The following is a 20,704-nucleotide window of genomic DNA, read 5'->3' on the forward strand; positions in this document are numbered from 1 at the left end:
ATTCGAAGAGAAAGATAAGGTTATGAGCAACGCAAAAGATGTGACTGACGCAAGTTTCGGGACCGATGTCCTGTCCGCCGATAAGCCGGTAATTGTTGATTTCTGGGCCGAATGGTGCGGTCCCTGCCGCAAGCTCGGACCCATCCTGGATGAAATTGCAGTGGAATACGGCGAAAAGGTTGACGTCGTCAAGGTCAACGTCGACGACAACCCCGCCATTGCTGCCCAGTACGGAATCACTTCCATTCCGGCCGTCTACCTATTCCAGGGCGGCGAAGTGAAGAACAGCGTTATCGGTGCCAAGCCGAAGCAGTTCTTCGAGAAGGAATTCTCTGACGTTCTGTCCTAGTATCGGGGGACCCTGCGGGTTTAGCCGGAGTCTAACGGAAAGTGGCCATCGCCTTCGGGTGGTGGCCACTTTTTTGCCTGTGCTCCTCCGGAGCTCTGGTGTCATGCTCTTAGCCGTGAGACGTGTGCGCAGGTGGGCGGATGTGCCGGTACTGGCGCCGTCGTGGTTCCGCCGGTGCGTTTCACGTGAAACACGGCCAATCGACGCGGAGCTCGTTTCCACACACGTGCCGATTCACTACCACCGAGGCATGAAGGCTTATGCCGAGCTGTGATGTACGTAGGCCGCACGGTCAGCATATGGCGCCTGCTGACCGTTTTTGGATGAGCGCATCTGCTCGCATCGGTAGCGGAGTGCGCATGCAGATCGACGTTATGGAAAATGCATCAAGTGCGTCTGCGAAGCGATATGCCAGAACGTCGGGGGATGACCCCAACTTGGAGCACCCACCACCGTCGAAGGCCGATGGTAAGTTTTAGCTATGAACCCTTGATGACGCTTGGAGACCTGTTTCACGTGAAACATGCAGCGCTCAGCGCCCCAATCTAGCCCCCTAGGTGTCGGGGCGCACTCATCACTTTGCCCCTCGGAGTATGTCACCATTCAGCGGAAGCAGCCTACGGGAAGGCTGCACCTCGGGCTGCGGCTCGGCCGGAACAAAGCTGGCCTATCTTCGACAGGTATTCGCCTGGTCGTCCGGATGCAAATATCCATTGTCCTGCATGCTTCCTGCGCCATTGCAGAAAGCAGGTCTTCGCATCGGAGACGCATATATCAGAGTCGAAGGTAAAGTGCCCTGCATGCTGGTCCTCTGCGTCGCCGGACAAGATGAGCGCATAGCAACAAATCTCTAGCCGCTTGCATGCAGGTTGGATGTGACTGGGCAGATTGGGGGCGGGCGCCGATTGGGTCGTCTCAAGAGCGTGTCTAAGAGTCGGGAGCATGGGATTCCGAACCACCGTGCCTTGCGGGACATGTCGCATTGTTTAGCGATCATCTTGCGTACAAAGGGGTCAAAGGCACTCACCGGGTACAGACGCTTAGCCGCCCGGATCCGTAGAGGTCGGCTCGCTCGGGTCATGAATGCGGGCGACTCAGTAACGCGCGCGCCCAGCCAGGGCCACGCTTGGGGGTGGCGTGGCCACCATTGAAGCGTTCGTGAACGACCTGAAAGCCCTCGTGCCCTTCGGTGGACGCCCGATGTCCACTCACAGATTTAGAAGCAAAGCAACCGCGAGTTTGGCGACTCCGACGGAATCTCACCTGTCGTACCGCTACTCCTGTGCTGTTTCACGTGAAACAATCCATGGCGGCGGCCGGCATGTTTCACGTGAAACGGCGGCCTCTGAACACTGGGCCGAGGTCTGCGCCAGGTCGAATACGGCCTCCGCAGCGACTTCGTCTTCGCGCTGAAGAAAGAGCCGGACGACGTCGACACCCGGCAACGGGAAGCGACCGGTATCGCAGCCGAGTGGCGGAACAATCGAGATCCGGGCTAACAGGAGATCGGACACCATCCAGCGGGAAGCCCACCCTGGATGCGGCTGCCCAATATGGCAACCGGCGTGGTATCGATGGACCGCCCGCCGCCTCTGGATACCAGCGCCCACGAAGCGCGTGTCATATTCAAATAGGACCGTCATCACAGCGGGTCCTGGGCTCCGGAACGTCGGCTCCTCGCGCTTGAGAGTCCGCCACTGGAATCTGCTGTCCTATGCAAGGTTGTAGGGGGGGCTGGGTGAGGACCTGCCGCCTGCCCTGAACATGCATCCAGGCAGGCAAATACGCTGCTGCTCGAAGCACTCAGCTCAGACCGTTACGCCTCTCAGGGCCATGCTAAGGCCAAGCGGACTTACGGACTGCCCGCGAAAGACAGGGCTGAATACTGCAGCTGTCCGCTGACTCCGTCACTGGCACCATACCCATAAGCGGCAAGGGACTGTGATCTTATCCACACTGTTATCCACAACATAGGGTCTCAGCAATCCACACACTTATCCACAGACTCGCGGCGCTTTCGAGTCTGCGTCCACTGGAGCTAGTGTGGGGCCCGTGGTCGGCATGACCCATACTGAGGTCTTGGAGTGTGAGCCCACCGACGTGACACGCTATCCGTGGGGCCCCTAGCCCCGCATCCAAGGGCGTTCCGAAACCAATTTGAGTAGTCTATACATCGTCGGCCCGCAAATATGGTCAGCCCCAGCTGTTTCACGTGAAACATCCGGGAACACATGCGGCGTCATTGGTTCTACGGCGCTAGTCGTGCGCCGTGACCAACCCTTTGCGGCACTCCCAGGGGTTAGACCCGGTGCAATGCTGACGCGTGATATCCCCAACGTTATCCACAGGGATATCCACCGCGCATTTGCCCTTCTCGTTAGGGCAGGAACGGATTCTGCTGCCCTCTGGCCCGGGCGGCCAGAAATGCGGGAGTGCTGCCTGGAAGACTGCCGCCCGCTGGTGACTTTAGTCGAAGACAGGTCCCAGGCGAGGGGCGGGAACTCACGCGCCGACGGGCGGGACTGCACGTCTGCAGGGGCCGCCCGCCTACCCGCGCGCGTGGCTGGACTGCTGCAGGCTCACTACCGACAACCACCTATACCTCATCCCGTGGACTGCAGGAGGCCTCGGGGGAGGACCAACGCGTGGCAGGAGCTGGAAGCGACCGACTGGACCGTTAACACGAGTAGCGGCTCTCCCCAGATGTCAGGCCCGGAGGCTCAGCAGTACGCAGCCGGTCACTCAGGGAGCTCAACATTCCCCTCCGTAGCGGGCTACGTTCCTGAGCGCAGCGCCGAAGTGCCAACGGCACGGCGACGTGCACCAGTTGGTGGGATTAGTGTTGCAAACTACAGAACAACACAATGGAGAGGGCGGCAAAAGAGACCGAGCCCAACGTATGGGGCTTTCTAATTACCGGCGGTCAGCATAACGGGAAGTGACACATGAGCGGGACAAAGAAAGTTCCGAGGTGAGTCGAAACCCTCTGCGCAGCACCGCAGCACCGCAGCACCGCAGCACCGCAGATAACCCTACGTCGCCGCGGCCTGGAGCCCAGACAGCCACCGGGACCACCGTGTGTCGAGGCATGGATATTGTCGCTCCCGGCCGATACTAAGGGCCTCGGGCCTGAGACTAACCGACTAGCAAGTCTCCATTACTCGGAGGACTGCAGGCGTGCTGACGCCCCTAAACGCCTGATGGGCGTTTGTAGACGGGGGAGTCCGCCTGCGCTGCCCCCTCTCTGCCCTGGTTACTGCTAACTAGTTGTCTTTCCTAGCGGAGCGCCTGCACTGCTTGTTTCACGTGAAACGCTCGCAAGCCCTCGAATCGGGCTCTAGGTGTACTCAGCCAGTAGGTTGGTTGCACCTGCTGATGGGTGGCTTGCCTCCGAGGCTCCCGTGGGGCCGGTGGTTGTTGTAGAAGTTTAGCCAGGGCTGCAGGGCGTCTGTCCGGGCCTGGTTTGAGGTGAATGGCTGGCGGTAGGCCCAGCCTTCCTGGAGCGTGCGGTTGAAGCGTTCTGCTTTGCCGTTCTGCCAAGGGTGGCGGGGTTTGATCAGGATGTGTTTAGCGCCCAGGGCAACGAGTGCGTCCTGGAAGTCGCGGGAGAGCCGGTAGGCGAAGGCGTTATCGGTCATGACGCGTTTGACAGGCGCGCCGCCGTTCGCTGCCATGGCGGCGGCGGCCCGAGTGAGGAACCCGGCGCAGGTCGGGTCTTTCTCGTCGGGCAGAACCTCGGCGTAGGCGAAGAGGGTGTAGTCGTCCACGGCGACGTGGACGTAGTCAAAGCCCATCCTCTGATGCGACTTGCGGTGGTTTGCCGCGCTCTGGGAAGGGTCGGCCCGCCAACCGCCGCCGTCCGGGATCCGGCCAAGTTTCTTGACATCGATATGGATCATGTCCCCTGGGGCGTCTCGTTCGTAGCGGCGGTCGGTAGCCTGGGAAGCGCGGATCCGTTGCCCGGTCACCGGGTCCAGATCCCACAACCTGGGCATGCCCGCCCTGGCCAAAATCCGGGAGACCGTCCGGGCGCTCGTGCCGCAGCGCAAAGCCAGGTGCAGTGGCCCTTCGCGGTACTCCACGCGCTGGATCAGAACATCGGCAACGACTTCCGCCGAGGTGGCGTGGGGGCAGGATCTTGGTCGGGAGCTGCGGTCCTCGAGGCCGTCCCAGCCGTGGGTACGGTACCGGCTGAGCCAGCGGTGCGCGCAAGTCCGCGAGACGCCCATTTCCTTCGCCACGTGAGCGACGGGACGGCCGGCGAGGACGCGCTCGACGAGGATGCGCCTACCATTCCGGGTCAGGCGGGCATTACGGTGGGACATGAGGACCTCTTAGTCGTTGGCTGTGTGTGGTAGCCACCAACCTAAGAGGTCCTCACCTCTTCACGATGTAACCAACGTCCTGACTCAGTACATCTAGGCGGCATAACAGCACAGGCGTCACGACCCAATAGGGGTGCAAAGGGATGCACCTGATGGTCTACTTCGGACGTGGACATCTGAGTTGGGTCCTCGTCGGTGCATTGCAGATGAGGCTTGCCGAGCCTCTTGGGGCCACCCCACGCCCGGCAGTCAGTAGGGCGGCATCCGCCCGCGGCTCAACAGCAATGCAGTGCAAGGTTTCACATGAAACGTCTACGCTCACCACGGGTCACTGTATGTTTCACGTGAAACCGGCACAGGCTCCGGCCGGCATAGCTCTTTCCCTCAGCCGTCCCCGCTTCTTTGCCGAACGAAAGTCCCACAAATCCGCGTCGTCTTCCCGCAGGATCGACAAAAGCTGGGTACCAGCGGATACGCCGAGTAGACCATCCGGAAACTACGAAAGCGCATTATGGGGCAGCGCACGCTGCCTCGCCGGGGGCGAGCGGCACGGCGAGACGGCTGATAGCGGTAGAAGATACCGCATTCTGACGCCACTGAATGCGGGGGACTCCTTCGATGTTGTGGCCGCATCAGCGCACGGCTTATGGGCCGCCAGGGCGCTCATCCCGCTCATTCCCGTATGCAGTACGGATCAACGGGAGATGACAGGTGCAGCGCACCAGGAGACAGCGCATAAAGCCGGCTGTAGGCGCCAACTCACGGCATGAGCGCCCCCAGACCATGTCCTGCCCGCGGAGTGGCGTGTACTTGGGCGGTCACGGCCCGTGCCTACAGCCGCTCAAGTCGGCGCCAACGTCGCCGCTTCTCCTCAGCGACTGCAATATCCGTTGTACAACACACATTGCCCCCAACTACTGGGTGGCAAAAGGGCCCACAGTGTCGCTCTATATACGACAAACGCCTCGTATTTGGGGGTGCAAGCACCAGTACGGCTGGGTCAGACGACTTCGGTAGTTCTGGCCTACCAGGAGTTTCACGTGAAACGTAGACGCGGGGCGTTGACACGGTGAAACGCAATCCCCGCTGGGATCCTTTACGCTTGGTTGAACCGCGGAAACGCGGTCGGAGCCTTCATGAACCGCTCCCTGGCTGCGCAGATTGCGGCGAAACAGTCCTCGACCAGAATTTCTTCAGACACTCATTCCAAACTCTTCCGACGGGGAGCGCGGGCTGCTCCACGCCTACCGGCCATCCGAACCCGGTACACTGACCGCCGTGCCTGACGCAGTCTCCCTCTCCGAAGCGGACAAGGTACAACGAAACCACAAGACGCCGGTAGGGGTCGCAGGTATGAGCATCTCCACCTAACAGCCGGCCGCTGGGTGGGCTGGATAAGCTCCTAGGCCACCTAAGACAAAAAAGGCCCGATTCATAAAGAATCGGGCCTTTCTCAGGGATTAGTTACTGGAACCCGGCGCCAGGACGTCCATGATCCGGTTCAAGTCCTCAACGCTGGCAAACTCGATACTGACCTTGCCTTTCCTGGCGCCCAGCGAGATCTTGACGTTGGTGTCAAGACGGTCGGAGAGCGAGGATGCAAGATAGTCCAGCCGCTCGTGCCTCGCACCGGGGCGCGGAATGTTGTTCTTGGGAGGCTTGGCAGGATCCTGGTAGAGGGTCACTGCTTCCTCTGTTGCCCTGACGGACATCCCTTCCGCCACGATCTTCTGGGCCAGCCGTTCCATGGCTGCTGCATCCGGAAGCGACAGAAGGGCCCTGGCGTGGCCTGCGGAGAGCACACCGGCAGCCACGCGGCGCTGCACCAGAGGGGGCAGCTTGAGGAGGCGAAGCGTATTGGACACCTGGGGCCGGGAACGGCCGATACGGTCGGCCAGCTGCTCGTGGGTGGTGCCGAAGTCCTCCAGAAGCTGCTGGTAAGCCGCCGCCTCTTCAAGGGGGTTCAGCTGGCTGCGGTGAAGGTTCTCGAGCAGGGCATCCCGCAAGAGGTCGTCATCCGTTGTGTCACGGATGATCGCGGGAATGGTTTCCAGCCCTGCTGCCTGCACAGCACGCCACCGGCGCTCACCCATGACGAGCTCATAGGGCTCGCTACCGTCTTCGGTTGACGTACGGACCACAATTGGCTGCAGGACGCCGATTTCCCGCACGGAATGAACAAGCTCGGCCATGTCGTCTTCATCAAAGACGCTTCGGGGCTGTTTCCGGTTGGGATGGATATCGGCAACGGAGATTTCCGCGAAACGGGCGCCCGGAACCTCCACGAGTTCGACACCGGAGTCCGCATGGCCGGTTACCTCGGCGTCAGCAGGATCAGCGTTGCTCTCTGCCATGGCAGCAGCAGATGCTTCCACTGAGGGGCCAGGTCCAGCTGCTGCCTTCACCTCAGGGTTGGGTGCGGGCGCCTTTTTGGCGGGAGCCCTTTTCGTTGGAGCGGTAGCTGCAGCTGATGCTGCCTCCTTCTTCCCGTCTTCACTGACCTTGGCCCCAGTGGACTCGGCAGCCGCCGGCCTGGCTGAGGACCGGTTGTCCGAACCCGCGGAATCCTTTGCCTGGGTCTTGGCAGCGGCGGGCGCGGCAGGCGTCGCAGGTTGCTCCAACGGTTCAGTCTTCTTCCGGCCCTCGGGGAAGAAGAGATCCACGGGCCGGGACACCGCCCCACCGTTACCGGAGGACCCATTGGCTGCGGCGGAACTAGGAATCAGCGCGCCAAGACCGCGGCCTAGGCCCCGTCGCTTCTCGCTCATGGGTAAATCCCTCCAGTGGTAGACCCAGGACCAGCCTGGCTCCGTGCGTTGCGGTATTGAAGATTCTAGCGTTCGGCTATTTCAGCAGCGGCTTCCAAGTAGGACAGTGCACCACTTGAGGAAGGGTCGTACGTCATGACGGTCTGCTGGTAGCTGGGGGCCTCGGAGATCCGCACAGACCGCGGCACGACGGCCGAGAGCACCTGCTCGGGGAAGTGCTGGCGCACCTCGGCGGCTACCTGTGCAGCGAGGTTTGTGCGGCCGTCGTACATGGTCAGCAGGATGGTGGAGACAACAAGATCTGCATTGAGGTGCTTCTGGATCATCTCAATGTTCTTGAGGAGCTGGCTGAGGCCTTCCAAGGCGTAGTACTCGCACTGGATGGGGATCAGTACCTCGTTGGCCGCACAAAAAGCGTTGACGGTCAGCAGGCCCAGGCTCGGCGGGCAGTCGATGAAGACGTAGTCCAGGCGCTCTTCGCCGTTCTTCTCGCGCACCTTCGCGTAGACGTCGATGGCCCGCCGCAAACGCTGTTCGCGGGCCACGAGCGATACCAGTTCAATTTCCGCACCGGCAAGGTGGATGGTGGCCGGCGCACAGATGAGCTTTCCGATGTCCGGGCACGGGGCAACAACATCAGCCAGAGGGACGTCATTGATCAGGACGTCGTAGATGCTGTCCACGTCTGCGTGGTGTTCGATTCCCAAGGCAGTGGAAGCATTGCCCTGCGGATCGATATCGATGACCAGGACGTTGAGTCCGGCAGCAGCCAGCGCGGCGGCGATGTTCACGGTGGTGGTGGTTTTGCCCACACCGCCCTTTTGGTTGGACACCGTGAAGATCCGGGTCTTCTCAGGGCGCGGGAGCTTTCGTCCCATCAGGCGCTCACGGCGCTTCGTCTCGTGGGCAAGCTCGCGGGCGATGGGGCTTGAGTCGTCGATGGCGTCGATGACGTTGGAACGACCGCCGGGGGTTGTTTCACGTGAAACCGCGCTACCGGACGAGGGCGAGGCAACCGTCTTAGGGTGATTACCGCCCCGGCCCGGAGCCATAGCGGTGCCCGCCAGTCCTGACCCAGCGACAGAACGTGCCGACCCCAAGGACACAAACGGCGGGATCCGTTGTGCGGAGGCTTCACTACTGGTCACTGGGGCACACTCACTCTCGTTCAGCCAATTTTGCTGCCGTTGTCTAGCCTAACTGCTCGCACCTGCTGACAGCCGTCAGCGGGCCCGCGTTAGGACTTCTTTTGGGACTTGTTCACCACGATGCGGACCACCGTGGTGGGCTCTTCCAGCAGGTTGTCACCCACCGTCAGCACCGAGGTCTCCACACCACCCAGCTTCCGGATGGTCTTTGCCGCCTTCTCGATCTCTTCGCCGGCGCTGCGGCCCTTGATGGCCACCACTTCACCGCGCCCTCCCAACAGGGGGATGGTAAGGCCGGCAAGGTTGGTCAATGCCGATACGGCGCGGGCGGTCACAACGTCGGCCTCCACGTGACCCACGGCCAGCTCGGCCCGGGTACGCATCACCGTGACATTGTCCAGGCCGAGGTCATCAACCACTTCCTGGAGCCAGATTACCCGGCGCTCCAGCGGTTCGATGAGGGTCAGTTCAAGGTCGGGACGCGCGATGGCGAGGCAAAGGCCAGGCAGTCCTGCGCCGCTTCCGACGTCGGCCACATGGCTCCCGTGGGCGATCTCGCTTTCAATGACCGCGCAATTGAGCACGTGGCGGCTCCACAGCCTGGGAACCTCGCGCGGGCCGATCAGGCCCCGTTCCGTCCCGGACGTAGCGAGGTGCTCAACGTACCGCTTGGCCAGCTCGAGGCGGTCGCCGAAGATCTTCTCAGCAGCGCGAAGCTCTGCTGCCGTGATGTCAACCATAACTATTGGGTCAGCATTCTCTAGTCTACGGAAACAACAATGTGGCGTCCGGCGCCTTCGCCCTCGGACTCGCTGACCAGGCCGAGATCGGCAACGGCGTCGTGCACGATCTTGCGTTCGTAGGCGCTCATCGGCTCAAGGGCCACCGACTTGCCGGTTTCCTTCACGGAAGCCGCGGCCTCTTCGGCGATCTTCTGCAAATGCCCGGTACGTTCCTGCCGGTAGCCGTTGATGTCCAGGACAAGCCGCGAACGGTTCTCCGTTGCGGACAGCACTGCCAGGCGGGTGAGCTCCTGCAAAGCTTCCAGGACTTCACCGTCCTCGCCAACCAGGCCTTCCAGCCCCTCGGCCTCATCCTCGGCGACGATGGAAATGTAGGTCCGTCCGTTGCGGACCTCGATGTCGATGTCGCCGTCGATGTCGGCGATGTCCAGCAGCTCTTCCAGGTAATCGGCAGCCACGTCGCCCTCTTCTTCGAGGCGACTTGCGGCGGAGCCCTTGGGGGACGAATCATCCTGGCCCACGGACACGTCCTGATCTTCGATTTCTTCAGTAAAGGCGTGTTCGGTGCTCTCAGCTGACATTACTTCTTCTTCCTGTTCTTGCGCTGGGGCTGGACGCGCTGCGCCTTGATCTCGACTGCGGCCGCCGCTGCGGCGTCGGCTTCTTCATCCCGCTTCCCGCTGAGGACGGACAGGGCCGGCAGGCCCTTGGCGGCACGGCGTTCGGCGAGGGCCTTGGCTGCGGGGGATCCCGGCGTCGGCATGCGGCGGATGACGAAGAACTGCTGGCCCATGGTCCACAGGTTGGTGGTGGTCCAGTAGATCAACACACCGATGGGGAAGTTGATGCCACCCACGCCGAAGACGAGAGGCAGGATATACAGCATCATCTTCTGCTGGCGCATGAACGGGCTGGCCATGGCTTCTTCAGACATGTTCTTGGCCATGATCTGCTTCTGGGTGATGAACTGCGAGGCCGTCATGGCAATGATCATCACGATGGAGAGCACCACGACGGCGACCTGGCCGCTGCCACCCCCGCCGTGCAGCAGGGAAGCGGACAGCGGAGCACCAAAAATGCTTGACGCATCGAACTCGACTACCTGCTCGTGGCTCATGGCCCCAATGCCGGCGCCCTGGTCCTTGGCGGCGGAAATACCGGACAGCACCTGGAACAGGGCAAAGAAGAACGGCATCTGGATGAGCATGGGCAGGCAGGCGGAGAAGGGGTTGGTCCCGTGCTTCTTGTACATGGCCATCTGTTCCTGCGCCATTGCCTGGCGGGACAGCTGGTCAGTCTTGCCCTTGTACTTGTCCTGGAGCTTCTTCAGGTCCGGCTGCAGCAACTGCATGCCGCGCTGGGCCTTGATCTGCTTGACGAATACCGGGATCAGCGCGGCACGGATCACCAGCACCAGTCCGATGATGGACAGTGTCCACGTCCAGCCGTTCGCGGCGGGCATCCCGATAGCGCTCAGGCCATCGTGGAATCCAATCATGATGATGGAAACCAGCCACTTGAACGGGGCCATGATTGTTCCAAAGAAGTCCATACTTATCCCTATTCGTCAGGCCGCACTGCGGCCTTCTTCATCAGTCCGAGCAACCAGGTACCTGTCCGGATTGTTCAGCACAACAATTGTGGGGGTCTGGCCTGGAGGCCATTCCCGGCCGCCGGCGGGGACGTGGTCCACTCCACCGGCGTTCCATGGGTGGCAGTGGCCAAGCCGGCGCGCGGCAAGCCAGCTTCCCTTGACCGCGCCGTGAACGGTGACCGCTTCAAGGGCATAGGCCGAGCATGAAGGGAAGAACCGGCAGACCGGACCGTACAAGGGAGAAACCACCTTGCGGTAGGCCATCAGCAGAAGGATGAGGATGTTCCGGGGCAGGTTCCAAAGGAACTTCCCGACGGCGGCAAACACTGTGCGGAGACGGGCGACGACGGCGGTGGCGTTAGGCACGCGGTGTCCCCTCCTGTGTTGTACCGGCCGAACCCCTGGCAGCAGCCCGCGAAGGGCGGCCGGCCAGCCGGTTCAGCGTAGATTCCAGTGCAGCGTTGTAGTCCGACAGCAGCTGGTCCCAGCTGGCGGAAGCGGACGCAGGAAGCGCCCGCACCACGATAGCGAGTCCTGTGCCGTGCTCGCGCAACGAGGCAGCGCCCGCTTCTCTCAGTCTCCTCTTAACGAGGTTCCTGACCACAGCGTTCCCTACACTCTTGGAAACAATGAACCCGATCCGGCTGGGTTCGTCGGCAGCAATGGCTGCCGCATATAACACTACGTTCCGGCGCCCATTGCGGACACCGGAACGTACAGTTGTTGAAAAATCAGTTGAGGTCCTCAGGCGGTTGCGGGTGGCCAGCACCTTAAACTCGCAAAGGGATGTCTACCGATAAGCCAGTTATTTAGGCCGACAGTTCGGTGCGGCCCTTGCCACGACGGGCTGCCAGGATGGCACGGCCGGCACGGGTACGCATACGAAGGCGGAAGCCGTGCTTCTTGGCTCGACGGCGGTTATTCGGCTGAAAAGTCCGCTTGCTCACGTTAGTTACTCCAGTGGATCAAAGGTGCGCCCACCCGATCAGTAATGGGGAAGAACTGGCCGACGCTAAGTTTTGTATATGCACGCTTCCCCCGGCTGCTCCAGGCGCATTGCGCTTGGATGTTCAGATGGGGCCAAAAAGCGGACACAAAGGACTTCACAACGTTAGGGCAATCTGCAAGCCCGAGTCAAACCGGGGCGGCCCATCACGGCTGTCCCCAGCTGTTCCTAACTATCCCCAACAGCCTGTGGATGAAGTGGCTCACAGGGGTGCTTCCGGAACCACAACCGTGTAATTATCCACAGCCGGATAGCCAGCTATCTTCTAGGCTTTTCATCCCCTAGAGTGTCCCAGTAGCCGATTATCCACGGACTGTGCATAACCCTGTGGATTAAGCTGGGCCAGCACCCTGGTTCCGGACTTGGGGCTGCAGGCAATGCAGGCATAGCAAGTTTTGAGGGAACCGATTGATGACAGTAGACGAAGCCAACCACGCCAATACTGTCGGAAGTTCCTGGCGCCGGGTTGTCAGCCTGCTGGAACAGGACCACCGCGTAACACCGCGCCAGCGTGGCTTTGTCATCCTCGCCCAGGCGCAGGGCCTCATTGGTTCCACGCTCCTGGTCGCCGTACCCAACGAACTCACCCGCGAGGTGCTCCAGACCCAGGTCAAGGAAGCCCTCGACGATGCACTGCACAATGTCTTCTCCGAAGACATCCGCTGCGCCATCGATGTGGACACCGATCTGGTCCCCCTCCACGAGGAACCCGAACCCATCGTCGAGCCGGCTTTCGCACCGGACCAGGTCATCGAGCAGAAACCGCAGCCCATGCTGCCCAGCACCTCGCACGAATTCGGCCGGCTGAACCCCAAGTACGTCTTTGACACCTTCGTGATTGGTTCCTCGAACCGTTTCGCCCACGCTGCCGCCGTTGCTGTTGCCGAAGCACCTGCCAAGGCATACAACCCGCTCTTCATCTACGGTGACTCCGGTCTGGGCAAGACCCACCTCCTGCACGCCATCGGCCACTACGCCCGGCGCCTGTACAGCGGGATCCGCGTCCGATACGTAAATTCCGAAGAGTTCACCAACGACTTCATTAACTCCATCCGTGATGATGAGGGCACGAGCTTCAAGACGACCTACCGCAATGTGGACGTCCTGCTGATCGATGACATCCAGTTCCTGGCCGGCAAGGACCGGACGCTGGAGGAGTTCTTCCACACCTTCAATGCCCTGCACAACAACAACAAGCAGGTGGTCATCACCTCGGACCAGCCGCCCAAGCTGCTGGCCGGCTTCGAGGACCGCATGAAGTCGCGTTTTGAGTGGGGCCTGCTGACGGACATCCAGCCGCCGGAACTTGAGACCCGAATCGCCATCCTCCGCAAGAAGGCGCTCAGCGAGGGCCTGTCGGCGCCGGATGATGCCCTCGAGTACATCGCATCCAAGATCTCCAGCAACATCCGCGAGCTTGAAGGTGCACTGATCAGGGTGACGGCGTTCGCCAGCCTGAACCGCCAGCCGGTGGACGTGGCCCTTGCCGAGATGGTCCTGAAGGACCTGATTACCGACGACGGCGCCCAGGAGATCACGTCCGCCCAGATCCTCCAGCAGACAGCTGACTACTTCAAGCTCAGCATGGAGGAACTCTGCAGCAAATCCCGGACCCGGACGCTGGTGACCGCACGCCAGATCGCCATGTACCTCTGCCGGGAGCTGACGGACATGTCACTTCCCAAGATCGGCCAGGAACTCGGCGGCCGCGACCACACCACCGTCATCCATGCCGACCGGAAGATCCGCGAGCTGATGGCGGAGCGCCGTGTGATCTACAACCAGGTGACCGAGCTGACCAACCGGATCAAGCAGCAACAGCGCGACTCCTGAATCCACACCGCGCCCGGCACTCTATACCTTATTAACAGGGGCATGTGGATAAGCCTGTGGATACTTAAGGGGACAAGCGCGGTTAATGGGCTTAAAACCCTTAAGCCGTCTGTGGATCGTTAAAAATGGCCCTTTGCGTTGTCCCCATCCACACCCTGTTTAAAACCCACTTAACGCACAGCGGGTGAACAGGGCTTAAGCGCGGAACCACGCGGCAGGACCGGGTTATCCACAGTTTCCACAGCAGTTATTAACACTACTAATCCCAAAAAATTGAAATCCCTCAAACAACAAGAACGATCCGCGCATCCGACACAGGGGGCCTGCCGGCCCACGGCGGACTGGACCGGACCCTGGGGGATGGGTTAATCCCCGATCTTCCGGCTAAGCTGTCAGCAGCGCTCCCATCCCTGGGTTTTCGTGTGGTTTCCGTTTTCGCGGACCATGCACCAGCCGGGGTGCGCCCAACTTCTTCCGGAGTTTCCTGCGAAATTCCCGGGTTTCACATGGCAGCAGCAATGAAAGGCGGCACCCTTCCGTGAAGTTCAGAGTCGATCGGGACGTCCTGGCAGAAGCCGTCACCTGGACAGCCCGGTCGTTGTCTCCGCGGCCGCCCGTGCCCGTCCTCTCCGGCCTGCTTTTGAAGGCTGAAGCAGGAACCGTCAGCCTTTCGAGCTTCGACTACGAGACTTCGGCGCGGCTCGAAATCACCGCAGACATCAGGGATGAAGGCACCATCCTGGTATCCGGCCGGCTGCTCGCGGACATCTGCCGCAGCCTGCCCTCTGCTCCCGTGGACGTGGAAACCGACGGCAACAAGGTCACGCTCACCTGCCGTCGAAGCAGCTTCCATCTCGCGACCATGCCTGAAGCCGAATACCCACCCCTGCCGTCCCTGCCGGCCATCAGCGGAACCGTCCCGGGAGATGCTTTTGCCCAGGCCGTCTCACAGGTCATCATCGCGGCAAGCAAGGACGACACCCTCCCCATCCTCACGGGTGTGCGAATGGAGATCGAGGACGATCTGATCACGCTGCTGGCCACCGACCGTTACCGGCTCGCCATGCGCGAAGTTCCGTGGAAGCCGGTCACGCCAGGCATCTCCACCAGCGCCCTGGTCAAGGCCAAAACCCTCAACGAGGTAGCCAAAACGCTTGGTAACAGCGGCGACATCAACCTCGCCCTGTCCGACGACGACAGCCGGCTCATCGGCTTCGAAAGCGGGGGGCGCACCACCACGTCACTGCTGGTGGACGGGGACTACCCCAAGATCCGCTCCCTGTTCCCCGAGTCCACCCCCATCCACGCCACCGTCCAGACCCAGGAGCTCGTTGAAGCTGTCCGCCGTGTATCCCTCGTGGCAGAGCGCAACACTCCGGTCAGGCTTGCCTTCACCGCGGGGCTGCTGAACCTCGATGCCGGCACCGGTGAGGACGCCCAGGCATCGGAAGAACTCGAAGCCCAGCTGTCCGGTGATGACATCACGGTCGCTTTCAACCCGCATTACCTGATCGAGGGACTCAGCGTCATCGAGACCAAGTTTGTCCGGTTCTCCTTCACCACAGCTCCCAAGCCCGCCATGATCACGGCCCAGGCGGACGCAGACGGCGAAGACCAGGATGACTACCGCTACCTGGTGATGCCGGTCCGGCTTCCCAACTAGTTCCCATCGGCGCCCAGCCTTCGCAAGCTCAGGCCGGGCCCCTCGCCGATGGGGCCCTACCCACCGCCAACCCCGTTCCTCCCACTTAGCGCAGAAAAGAGTTCCACTCATGCACATTGGACTGATCGGCCTCGGCAAAATGGGGTTCAACATGCGTGAGCGCCTCCGCAAGGGAGGACTGGAAGTCACCGGTTACGACCGGAACCCGGACGTTACTGATGCTGCCAGCGTCGATGAGCTGATCGCCGCCGTACCGGCGCCCCGGATCATCTGGGTGATGGTGCCCTCGGGCCCCATCACGGACGCCGTCATCACTGAACTCAGCGAAAAGCTGGAAACCGGCGACCTCGTCATTGACGGCGGCAACTCGCGATTCACCGAGGACCAGAAGCACGGCGAACTCCTCGCCGCCAAGGGAATCCGCTTCGCGGACTGCGGCGTGTCCGGCGGAGTCTGGGGCCTGCAAAACGGCTACGGACTTATGGCCGGCGGCGACGCCGCCGACATCGAACGTGCCCTGCCCGTCTTCGATGCGCTGCGTCCCGAAGGTGAAAGGGCGGACAGCTTTGTCCACGTCGGCGGCATCGGGGCAGGCCACTACGCCAAGATGGTCCACAACGGAATCGAATACGGCCTCATGCAGGCCTACGCCGAAGGCTACGAACTGCTCGCCGCCAAGGACATCGTCACCGACCTTCCCGGCACGTTCAGGGCATGGCAAAAGGGAACGGTAGTCCGTTCATGGCTCCTTGACCTCATGGTGAAGGCCCTTGACGAAGATCCCGGTTTGGCCTCCATTGACGACTACGTCGAGGATTCCGGCGAAGGCCGGTGGACCGTGGAGGAAGCCATCGCCAACGCCGTCCCCGCCCCGGCCATCACCGCCGCGCTGTTCGCCCGGTTCGCATCCCGGGAAGACACCTCGCCCGCCATGAAGATGGTTTCCGCGCTGCGCCACCAATTCGGCGGCCACGCAACCCGCCCCGCCAAGTAGCACCCACCGGGGACCAGCAGAGTTCCCAGAATTGCCGAAAACCGCGTGTATCTGGAACACCTTTCCCTGACCGACTTCCGCAGTTACGCCCAGGTTGACCTCACCCTGGGACCGGGCGTCACCGTCCTGGTAGGCTACAACGGCATCGGCAAGACCAACCTGATGGAGGCCATCGGGTATCTGGCCACGCTCAGTTCCCACCGGGTCAGCTCGGACGCGCCCCTGCTCAGGTTCGGGACGGAACGTGCACTGGTCCGCGCGCGGCTGGTCCGGGGCACGCAGACCACGGTCCTTGAGCTGGAGATCAACGCCGGCCGCGCCAACCGGGGACGCATCAACCGCAGCAACCCGGTCCGGGCCCGCGACATACTCGGCATCTGCCAGACAGTCCTGTTTGCCCCTGAGGACCTGGCACTGGTCAAGGGGGATCCATCAAACCGGCGCCGCTTCCTGGACGAGCTGCTGGCAAGCCTTATCCCGCACCACGCTGCCACCCGCAGCGACTATGACCGGGTCTTAAAACAACGCAACGCCCTGATCAAATCAGCCCGCGCCGGCAGGTTCACCACAGCACACGAATCCACCCTGGACGTGTGGGACCAGCACATGGCCCGGGCGGGCGCGGAGTTGCTGCACGCGCGCCTGGAACTGGTTGAACGGCTCCGCCCGCACCTTGCCCGGGCCTATGCCCAACTCACGGACGCGTCCAAGCCGGCGGATGCCACCTACCGGTCAACGCTCCAAAGCCAGATGGACGACGACGGCGTCCCGGCGGGAAGCGCGCAGCGCTCCGCAGCAGGAGGTACTGCAGACGGCCAGGATGATCTCCGGCTTCTCTCCGTGGAACAGCTCACCGAACGCTACGTGCAGGCATTCGCTGAATCCCGCAAGAAAGAACTGGAACGGGGCATATCCCTGGTTGGCCCGCACCGCGACGAACTGGAGCTCATGCTCGGACAGGCGCCAGCCAAGGGATACGCGTCGCATGGGGAGACCTGGTCCATGTGCCTGTCCCTTCGGCTGGCCTCGTACTACGTGATGCTTGACGACGCCCGGACCGGAGGTTCTGCTCCCATCCTCATCCTGGACGACGTCTTTGCCGAACTGGACGTCCAGCGGCGGCGTAAACTGGCGGCAATAGTCTCCGGCGCGGAACAGGTCCTGGTGACCGCCGCCGTCGACGCCGATATTCCGGAAGAACTGTCCGGGCGGCGGGTGAAGGTCATCCCGGGAGGTATCGATGAGCAGTGACCAGGGCGGCGGGCTCCAGCCCGGCCGCGAGCCTGACGACATCGATGCGCCGCAGGCGGCGCTGAACCGGATGCGGGAAGCCGCGGCAGCACGCGGCGAAGTCCGGCGGAAAGTTGCACGGCCCGGTTCCGCAAAGGCTAAAGGCAGTATCCGGGACACCCGCGGCTTCAGCCAGTTCCACGCCACTGGCCGGGACCCGTTGGGCCTGGGGAAGGTGGTAGGACGGCTGGTGGCGGAGCGGGGCTGGAGCTCACCTGTGGCTGTCGGCTCGGTCATGGCGGAGTGGTCCACGCTGGTGGGGCCGGAAATCTCTGCCCACTGCACCCCGGAAAGCTTCACCGACACCACCCTGCACGTGCGGTGCGATTCCACTGCCTGGGCCACCCAACTTCGTCTCCTGAGCAGCAGCCTGCTCGACAAATTCCGCCGTGAACTGGGAGACGGGGTGGTCACCAGCATCCAGGTGCTGGGACCCTCCGCACCCAGCTGGCGCAAGGGCGGACGCAGTGTCAACGGCCGTGGTCCGCGGGACACGTACGGATAGGCCAGGACGGCAGCTCTTGAAACTGCGCGCAACGGCGTGTAGGGCGCTGTAAGGACCGCAGCGTGTATAGGCACCCGGAGGGCGTACCGCTGGGCCGCCCTAGGCGCGGCCAAGAGCCTCGCACAGCCATATTCAGTGGCGCTGAAGGCCCCGGAATGCGGGGATATGTCCTGGTTCACGGTAGAATTGATGCAGATAACTGGGCGCGGATGAAACGTTGACTTCAGTCCGTTCTGCGCGCGCTCTCCGCGCGCGGGGCGCGGACCACCAACCGTCAGCAGGTCACCGGCGCCATAAGTTTGTGCCTGTTGGCGGGTGGCTTTTCCCTGGGAAAGGCACCGGCCGGCCATCATCGAGAACAGAGGAGTCGCAGCGCCTGTGGCTAACGACAATACAGATATTCTGGCAGCAGATACAGCAGTCGAGGATGGCCGCACCCCTGATACTCCACCCACGGCAGCCACGCCAAGGGAATACGGCGCCAGTGACATCACCGTGCTGGAGGGCCTTGAAGCTGTCCGCAAGCGTCCGGGCATGTACATCGGCTCCACCGGACCCCGTGGCCTGCACCACCTGGTCTACGAAGTGGTGGACAACTCGGTGGATGAGGCGCTGGCCGGTTACTGCAGCCATATCGAGATCGTCCTGCAGGCCGATGGCGGCGTGAAAGTGGTCGATGACGGCCGCGGCATTCCGGTGGATATGCACCCCACGGAACACAAACCCACCGTCGAGGTGGTCATGACCATCCTGCACGCGGGCGGCAAGTTCGGCGGCGGCGGATACGCCGTTTCCGGTGGCCTGCACGGCGTGGGCATCTCGGTGGTCAACGCACTGTCCAGCCGCGTGGATACCGAAGTGCGCCGCCAGGGGCACGTGTGGCGGATGTCCTTCGCTGACGGCGGCAAGCCGCAGGGCAGCCTGGTCCAGGGCGAAGAGACGGACGCCACCGGCACCACCCAGACCTTCTACCCGGACCCCGCGATCTTCGAAACCACCGAGTTCGATTTCGAAACGCTGCGCGCCCGCTTCCAGCAGATGGCTTTCCTGAACAAGGGACTGCGGATCACCCTGACGGATGAGCGCGCGCCAGCCGGGGACGACGCCGACGGCGACCTGGACCTTGACGACCTCAGCACCGAGGGTGAAGTCAGCGCCGAACACCGCACCGTGGTGTACCAATACAACGAAGGCCTGCTGGACTACGTCAGGCACCTGAACTCGGGCAAAAAGGTTGAGGTGGTCCACGAGGACGTCATCGCCTTTGAAACCGAGGACACCGAGCGCAAGATCGCCCTGGAAATGGCCATGCAGTGGACCAGCGCCTATTCCGAAAGCGTCCACACCTACGCCAACACCATCAACACCCATGAGGGTGGCACGCACGAAGAAGGCTTCCGCGCTGCCATGACCTCCCTTATCAACCGGTATGCCCGCGAAAAAGGCATTATCAAGGAGAAAGACGACAACCTCACGGGCGACGACATCCGCGAGGGCCTCACCGCCGTCATCTCGGTCAAGCTGGCCGAGCCCCAGTTCGAGGGCCAGACCAAGACCAAGCTCGGCAACTCCGAGGTCAAGGGCTTCGTCCAGCGCGTGGTCACCGACGGGCTGGGCGACTGGCTGGAGCGCAACCCCGGCCCCGCCCGCGACGTGATCCGCAAAGCGATTTCCGCCGCGCAGGCCAGGATGGCTGCGCGCAAGGCCCGCGACAATGCCCGGCGCAAGAGCCCGCTGGAGTCCTTTGGCATGCCCGGCAAGCTTTCGGACTGTTCCTCAAAGGACCCGGAAAAGTGCGAGGTCTACATCGTGGAGGGTGACTCGGCCGGTGGTTCCGCCAAGCGCGGCCGCAACCCCGAGACCCAGGCCATCCTTCCCCTCCGCGGCAAGATCCTCAATGTGGAACGCGCACGCCTGGACAAGGCCCTGGGCAACGCAGAAGTGCAGTCCATGATCACTGCCTTCGGTACCGGCATCGGCGAGGACTTCGACCTGGCCAAGCTGCGGTACCACAAGATCGTGCTCATGGCAGATGCCGACGTGGACGGCCAGCACATCACTACGCTGCTGATGACCCTGCTGTTCCGTTACATGCGGCCCCTGATCGAGAACGGCTACGTGTACCTGGCCCAGCCCCCGCTGTACCGGATCAAGTGGTCCAACGCCCCGCATGACTACGTGTACAGCGACCGCGAACGCGACGCCAAGCTCGTGTCGGGCCAGGCCGCCGGGCGCCGCATCCCCAAGGACAACGGCATCCAGCGCTACAAGGGCCTTGGCGAGATGGACTACACCGAGCTGTGGGACACCACCATGGACCCCGACCACCGCACCCTGCTGCAGGTGACCATGGACGACGCCCTGGCTGCCGACCAGATCTTCTCCGTCCTCATGGGCGAAGACGTCGAATCCCGCCGCAACTTCATCCAGCAGAACGCCAAGGACGTCCGGTTCCTGGACATCTAAGGATCCGCTCCAAAGTATTC

General features: G+C 62.3%; 15 protein-coding genes and 1 pseudogene. 7 read left to right on the top strand and 9 right to left on the bottom strand.

What is annotated here, in order from left to right; translation table 11 throughout:
* Positions 1-22: 22 nt before the first annotated feature.
* Positions 23-349 carry a thioredoxin gene (trxA, locus tag MRBLMD1_RS06630; protein ID WP_364398360.1) on the top strand — a complete coding sequence of 109 codons (327 nt, stop codon included), beginning with the start codon at positions 23-25 and terminating at the stop codon, positions 347-349.
* Between the two features lie 3,347 nt (positions 350-3,696).
* On the opposite strand, the gene MRBLMD1_RS06635 is transcribed toward trxA, so the two are convergent.
* From MRBLMD1_RS06635 to rpmH, 9 genes are all read right to left on the bottom strand, one after another.
* Complete coding sequence (locus MRBLMD1_RS06635) at positions 3,697-4,674, bottom strand: IS481 family transposase (RefSeq protein WP_364398362.1); 978 nt, start codon at positions 4,672-4,674, stop codon at positions 3,697-3,699.
* Between the two features lie 1,460 nt (positions 4,675-6,134).
* Positions 6,135-7,442, bottom strand: a complete 1,308-nt coding sequence (locus MRBLMD1_RS06640; RefSeq protein WP_364398364.1) for a ParB/RepB/Spo0J family partition protein — start codon at positions 7,440-7,442, stop codon at positions 6,135-6,137.
* Between the two features lie 65 nt (positions 7,443-7,507).
* Positions 7,508-8,590, bottom strand: a complete 1,083-nt coding sequence (locus MRBLMD1_RS06645; RefSeq protein ID WP_236560665.1) for a ParA family protein — start codon at positions 8,588-8,590, stop codon at positions 7,508-7,510.
* A gap of 89 nt (positions 8,591-8,679) precedes the next feature.
* Positions 8,680-9,330, bottom strand: a complete 651-nt coding sequence (rsmG, locus tag MRBLMD1_RS06650) for a 16S rRNA (guanine(527)-N(7))-methyltransferase RsmG (protein ID WP_224023939.1) — start codon at positions 9,328-9,330, stop codon at positions 8,680-8,682.
* A 20-nt stretch (positions 9,331-9,350) separates the two neighbouring features.
* Positions 9,351-9,914: a protein jag gene (locus MRBLMD1_RS06655; protein WP_364398367.1), complete on the bottom strand. Its 564-nt coding sequence runs from the start codon at positions 9,912-9,914 to the stop codon at positions 9,351-9,353.
* Complete coding sequence (yidC, locus tag MRBLMD1_RS06660; RefSeq protein ID WP_364398369.1) at positions 9,914-10,885, bottom strand: membrane protein insertase YidC; 972 nt, start codon at positions 10,883-10,885, stop codon at positions 9,914-9,916. The genes MRBLMD1_RS06655 and yidC overlap by 1 nt, the downstream gene beginning before the upstream one ends.
* Positions 10,886-10,900: 15 nt before the next feature.
* Positions 10,901-11,293 (bottom strand): membrane protein insertion efficiency factor YidD, encoded by a 393-nt coding sequence (yidD, locus tag MRBLMD1_RS06665; RefSeq protein WP_201302365.1) that lies wholly within the window; start codon positions 11,291-11,293, stop codon positions 10,901-10,903.
* Positions 11,286-11,696 (bottom strand): ribonuclease P protein component, encoded by a 411-nt coding sequence (gene rnpA, locus MRBLMD1_RS06670; RefSeq protein ID WP_224023943.1) that lies wholly within the window; start codon positions 11,694-11,696, stop codon positions 11,286-11,288. Before rnpA ends, yidD begins: the two co-directional genes overlap by 8 nt.
* 40 nt (positions 11,697-11,736) lie before the next feature.
* Complete coding sequence (gene rpmH, locus MRBLMD1_RS06675) at positions 11,737-11,874, bottom strand: 50S ribosomal protein L34 (protein WP_003800212.1); 138 nt, start codon at positions 11,872-11,874, stop codon at positions 11,737-11,739.
* 470 nt (positions 11,875-12,344) lie between these two features.
* Between rpmH and dnaA the strand changes: the two genes are divergently transcribed.
* The 6 genes and pseudogenes from dnaA to gyrB all read left to right on the top strand — a co-directional run bounded on the left by dnaA (position 12,345) and on the right by gyrB (position 20,684).
* Complete coding sequence (gene dnaA / locus MRBLMD1_RS06680; protein WP_224023945.1) at positions 12,345-13,766, top strand: chromosomal replication initiator protein DnaA; 1,422 nt, start codon at positions 12,345-12,347, stop codon at positions 13,764-13,766.
* A 538-nt stretch (positions 13,767-14,304) separates the two neighbouring features.
* Positions 14,305-15,429, top strand: a complete 1,125-nt coding sequence (dnaN, locus tag MRBLMD1_RS06685) for a DNA polymerase III subunit beta (RefSeq protein ID WP_214945168.1) — start codon at positions 14,305-14,307, stop codon at positions 15,427-15,429.
* 85 nt (positions 15,430-15,514) lie between these two features.
* A pseudogene (gene gnd, locus MRBLMD1_RS06690) lies at positions 15,515-16,423 on the top strand (phosphogluconate dehydrogenase (NAD(+)-dependent, decarboxylating)); the annotation flags it as partial.
* A gap of 45 nt (positions 16,424-16,468) precedes the next feature.
* A complete protein-coding gene (gene recF, locus MRBLMD1_RS06695; protein ID WP_364398372.1) occupies positions 16,469-17,674 on the top strand; it encodes a DNA replication/repair protein RecF in 1,206 nt (401 codons plus the stop codon).
* Positions 17,664-18,218: a DUF721 domain-containing protein gene (locus tag MRBLMD1_RS06700; protein WP_159629378.1), complete on the top strand. Its 555-nt coding sequence runs from the start codon at positions 17,664-17,666 to the stop codon at positions 18,216-18,218. Before recF ends, MRBLMD1_RS06700 begins: the two co-directional genes overlap by 11 nt.
* Positions 18,219-18,596: 378 nt before the next feature.
* Complete coding sequence (gyrB, locus tag MRBLMD1_RS06705; protein ID WP_224023955.1) at positions 18,597-20,684, top strand: DNA topoisomerase (ATP-hydrolyzing) subunit B; 2,088 nt, start codon at positions 18,597-18,599, stop codon at positions 20,682-20,684.
* The last annotated feature ends 20 nt before the right edge of the window (positions 20,685-20,704 follow it).

The sequence above is a fragment of the Pseudarthrobacter sp. LMD1-1-1.1 genome (assembly GCF_040676255.1).
In the GTDB taxonomy this organism is placed as follows: domain Bacteria; phylum Actinomycetota; class Actinomycetes; order Actinomycetales; family Micrococcaceae; genus Arthrobacter.